The organism is Pantoea sp. 22096, from assembly GCF_052045955.1.
Lineage (GTDB): Bacteria > Pseudomonadota > Gammaproteobacteria > Enterobacterales > Enterobacteriaceae > Pantoea > Pantoea alfalfae.
The window spans coordinates 1-522 of the sequence record NZ_JBQEPW010000021.1; the positions used below are offsets into that span (position 1 = coordinate 1).

Below are 522 nucleotides of genomic sequence, written 5' to 3' on the forward strand. Positions count from 1 at the left end.
CTTCGGGAGGGCGCTTACCACTTTGTGATTCATGACTGGGGTGAAGTCGTAACAAGGTAACCGTAGGGGAACCTGCGGTTGGATCACCTCCTTACCTGAAGATACCTTCCCGCGCAGTGCTCACACAGATTGTCTGATAGAAAATAACGAGCAAAGTGTCTTTCGAAGACAGACTTAATTGTCCCCTTCGTCTAGAGGCCCAGGACACCGCCCTTTCACGGCGGTAACAGGGGTTCGAATCCCCTAGGGGACGCCAAAGCTTGGTGACAGGTGAAAGATGTTGCCCACATATCTTAAAGATGACTTACGAGTCATGTTTAAGATATTGCTCTTTAACAATCCGGAACAAGCTGAAAATTGAAACGACGTGTCGCTTTCGTTCTCCGTAACAAGAATGAAAAATGCGGCACGTTCGAGTCTCTCAAATGCTTGCAGTCTGCAGCGTTGCAAAACGCCTGTGGGTTGTGAGGTTAAGCGACTAAGCGTACACGGTGGATGCCCAGGCAGTCAGAGGCGATGAAG

General features: G+C 49.6%; 1 tRNA gene and 1 rRNA gene. Both read left to right on the top strand.

Annotation, left to right across the window (positions count from 1 at the left end):
• Positions 1-94 (top strand): 16S ribosomal RNA (locus ACTJKZ_RS21205); the annotation flags it as partial.
• 86 nt (positions 95-180) lie between these two features.
• Positions 181-256 (top strand) — tRNA-Glu (locus ACTJKZ_RS21210).
• Positions 257-522 lie beyond the last annotated feature (266 nt).